Source organism: Streptomyces sp. SID11385, from assembly GCF_010548245.1.
Classification (GTDB): Bacteria; Actinomycetota; Actinomycetes; order Streptomycetales; family Streptomycetaceae; genus Streptomyces.
In genome coordinates this window covers 1-3,255 of sequence record NZ_JAAGLR010000223.1, presented here as the reverse complement: position 1 = coordinate 3,255, position 3,255 = coordinate 1, and the positions used below count along the sequence as shown (strand labels likewise).

Annotated in this window: 4 protein-coding genes and 1 riboswitch; of the genes, 1 reads left to right on the top strand and 3 read right to left on the bottom strand. The window is 75.6% G+C overall.

Annotated elements, in window-relative coordinates; all coding sequences use genetic code 11:
- The 3 genes from G3I42_RS06885 to G3I42_RS06875 all read right to left on the bottom strand — a co-directional run.
- Positions 1–627: cell envelope biogenesis protein OmpA (locus G3I42_RS06885; RefSeq protein WP_239096307.1), on the bottom strand; the 627-nt coding region annotated here is incomplete at its 3' end.
- A gap of 82 nt (positions 628–709) precedes the next feature.
- The gene (locus G3I42_RS06880; RefSeq protein WP_164283354.1) at positions 710–844 is read right to left on the bottom strand and encodes a cell envelope biogenesis protein OmpA; all 135 of its coding nucleotides are present in this window, start codon (positions 842–844) and stop codon (positions 710–712) included.
- Between the two features lie 30 nt (positions 845–874).
- A riboswitch (SAM riboswitch) is annotated at positions 875–1,014 on the bottom strand.
- A 92-nt stretch (positions 1,015–1,106) separates the two neighbouring features.
- On the bottom strand, positions 1,107–1,712 hold the full coding sequence (locus G3I42_RS06875; RefSeq protein ID WP_164283352.1) for a GNAT family N-acetyltransferase: 606 nt from the start codon (positions 1,710–1,712) through the stop codon (positions 1,107–1,109).
- A 192-nt stretch (positions 1,713–1,904) separates the two neighbouring features.
- On the opposite strand from G3I42_RS06875, the gene G3I42_RS06870 reads away from it, so the two are divergent.
- Positions 1,905–3,255: acyclic terpene utilization AtuA family protein (locus G3I42_RS06870; protein ID WP_164283350.1), on the top strand; the 1,351-nt coding region annotated here is incomplete at its 3' end.

Here is a 3,255-nt window from a genome sequence, read left to right as displayed (position 1 = left end):
CGCGTCGACGTCCGCCGCCGTCAGCCGCTCGCCGAGGACGTACGGCGCGTGCCGCAACCGCGCCGCGACGACGTCGAGCGGCGCCGTGCCCGGCACGGCCCCCGTGAAGTCCCACGCCGCTTCGAGCCGGTCGGTCTCGGCGTCGAGCGCGGCGGGACGCAGCGCGCACGCCCCGCACTCGGCCGACTCCGCGGGGCCGAAGCGGCCGTGCAGATCACGCAGGATGTCGGGCGTGTGGTTGCTGACCACACGCCCGGTCCAGCGGTCGCACAGCGCGGGCACCGTGAGGGCTCCCGCGTAGTGCCGGCGCGTGGCCTCGTAGGAGCGGCGCAGGCTCTCGTACGCGGGCGAGCCGGGGCCTTCGAGCGGGACGAGGGCCAGGGTCTCGGCGAGACCGAGCAGCCGCACCGTCACCGCGACGCGCAGCGCGTCGGCGCGCCGGGGCGTCAGGTACAGCGCGTACCGGTGCGGGGCCGGGTAGAAGCCGTGCCCGCCCGCGACGCCGATGCGCTGCCGTACGACGGGTTCGACCGCTTCGCGTACGCGCGGCAGGCCACTGCCGCGCCGGGTGGTCGCGGGGGTACAGAGGGGAAGGTCGGGCGAGGAAGGGGCAAGGGTTCCGGACATGGTTCTCCCAGACGAAGAGAGGGGAGCGGGGCACGGCACACAGGACGCACGGGGCGTCTGGATCGCGAAGGGCCGAGGGGCGTCAGCGGACCGGTCGGCCCGTCGCCCCGCACACGCGCAGCAGGTCGATGTGCAGCCTGCGGGTGAGGGTGCGGCGCCGGAGGCGTACCGGCGAAGGGGAAAGGTCGGTACCGTGCGGGGCGAGAGCTCCGGACATGACACCCACCCCTCCCCGGCCACCCCGCGGGGGCCGCGCTTGTCCCGCCGCCGTGGCGGGACCAGGTCGTCACCCGGGGCACCCCATCGCGGTCGAAGGGTTGCCTGTCAGCGGGCCGGGGCCGATGAACCGCGCGCGAAAGAGCCACGCGGGCGCTGACGATCGTGACCGTCCCCCTCAGTGTCAGGGCGTCACGACGGACCGTCAAGACGGTGTCCACCAGCGGGCGGGGGAGAGGGGACGAGCGCCGGGGGCCGCGCCCTCATCCCCCGAACTCCCGCGCCAGCAACCCGTACACGAACTCGTCGCCCCATCGCCCCTCCCACAGGTCGTTCTCCACCAAGTGGGCCTCGCGGCGCATGCCGAGGCGTTCGCAGACGCGGAAGGAGGCGGTGTTCTCGGCGTCCACACGCGCGTACAGGCGGTGGACGCCGAGGACGGTGAAGGCGAGGTGGGCGAGGGCGCGGGCCGCCTCGGTCGCGTAGCCGCGCCCCGCCGCTCCGGGATGCAGGGACCACCCGATCTCGGCCTGACGGGCGCGTGTGTCACGCAGGTTCAGACTCACCTCGCCCGCGAGCGTGGGCACTCCGGACGCGGGCACGCCGGGTGCGGGTACACCGGATGCGGACGCGCCCGGCGCGGCCGGTGTCGGGCACACCGCGAGGAGGACGCGGTCGCCGTCCTTCTCCCACGCGGGCTGCACGGCGATCACCGCCTCGCACTCGGCGCGCGTGCGGGGCGGCCGGTACAGGTAGCGGGCGACCTCGGGCAGGCGCTGGTACGCGTGCATCGCGTCGGTGTCCTCCGGCGTGAAGGGGCGCAGCGTCAGGCGCGGGGTGCGCAGGGGGAGAGCGGCGAGGAGGTCCACGGGGCGGCTCCGGGTGGGGAACGGGCGAACCAGCCGATCCTTGAACCCGGGGACCACCCGCGGCAACCGGAATTCCGCCGGGCCGACCCGCAGAAAATCATGCAAGCACGCTTGCTTGTTTTCCGCCGCGCTGTGATGCTGCCTTCGTGTGACGCCGCCACGTCGCCCCAACACCGGTGAGGAGCAACCGCGTTGACTCACTCCGCCCACCCCGCCCCGCTCCGTGTCGGCAACGCCTCCGGCTTCTACGGGGACCGTTTCTCCGCTGTGCGCGAGATGCTTTCGGACGGGCCGCTCGACGTCCTCACCGGGGACTACCTCGCCGAGCTGACGATGCTCATCCTCGGCCGCGACCGGCTGCGGGACCCGGCGGCCGGGTACGCCCGCACCTTCCCGCGCCAGCTCGCCGAGTGCCTCCACCTCGTCGCCGAACGCGGCGTCCGCGTCGTCACCAACGCGGGCGGCCTCAACCCGGCGGGACTGGCCGAGGAGCTGCGGCGGCTCGCGCGCCGCGAAGGGCTCGGCATCCCCGTCGCGTACGTGAGCGGGGACGACCTCCTCGCCCACCCCGGGGCGGCGGGCCGCGAGAGCTGGGGCGAAGGCGTCCTCACCGCCAACGCCTACCTCGGCGGCCACGGCATCACCGCGTGCCTGCGCTCCGGCGCCCAGCTCGTCGTCACCGGGCGCGTCACCGACGCGGCCCTCGTCAGCGGAGCCGCCGCCGCGCACTTCGGCTGGGACCCGGGCGACCACGACCGCCTCGCGGGCGCGGTCGTCGCCGGGCACCTCCTGGAGTGCGGCGCCCAGGTCACGGGCGGCAACTACAGCGACTTCACCGCCCACGACGTACGCCGCCCCGGCTTCCCGCTCGCCGAGATCGGCGCCGACGGCAGCGCGGTCCTCACCAAGCACCCCGGCACGGGCGGCGCCGTCACGACGGGCACGGTCACGGCCCAACTCCTCTACGAAACAGGCCCCGCGCGCTACCTCGGCCCCGACGTCGTCGCCCGCCTCGACACCGTGCGCCTCGCCCAGGAGGGCCCCGACCGGGTCCGCGTGCACGGCGTACGGGGCGAGGCGCCGCCGCCCACGCTCAAGGTGGGCCTCAGCCGGCTCGGCGGCCACCGGGGCGAGGTCGTCTTCGTCCTCACCGGGCTCGACATCCCCGCCAAGGCCGCGCTCGTCCGCGCCCAGCTCACCGAGGCGCTCGCCGAGCGGCCCCCCGCCCGCGCCGACTGGGAACTCGTCCGCACCGACCACCCCGACGCCGCCACCGAGGAGACCGCGAGCGCCCTGCTCCGCCTCGTCGTGCGCGACGCGGACCCCGAGGCCGTCGGCCGCCGGATCGGCGCCGCCGCCGTCGAACTCGGCCTCGCCGGATACCCCGGCTTCCACCTCACCGCGCCGCCGGGCAGGCCGTCCCCGTACGGCGTGTTCACCGCGACGGCCGTCCCGCAGACCGCCGTACGCCACACCGCCCACCTCGCGGACGGCACCCGCGTCGCCATCCCGCCGCCCCCGCACACCGCGACACCTCCCGCGA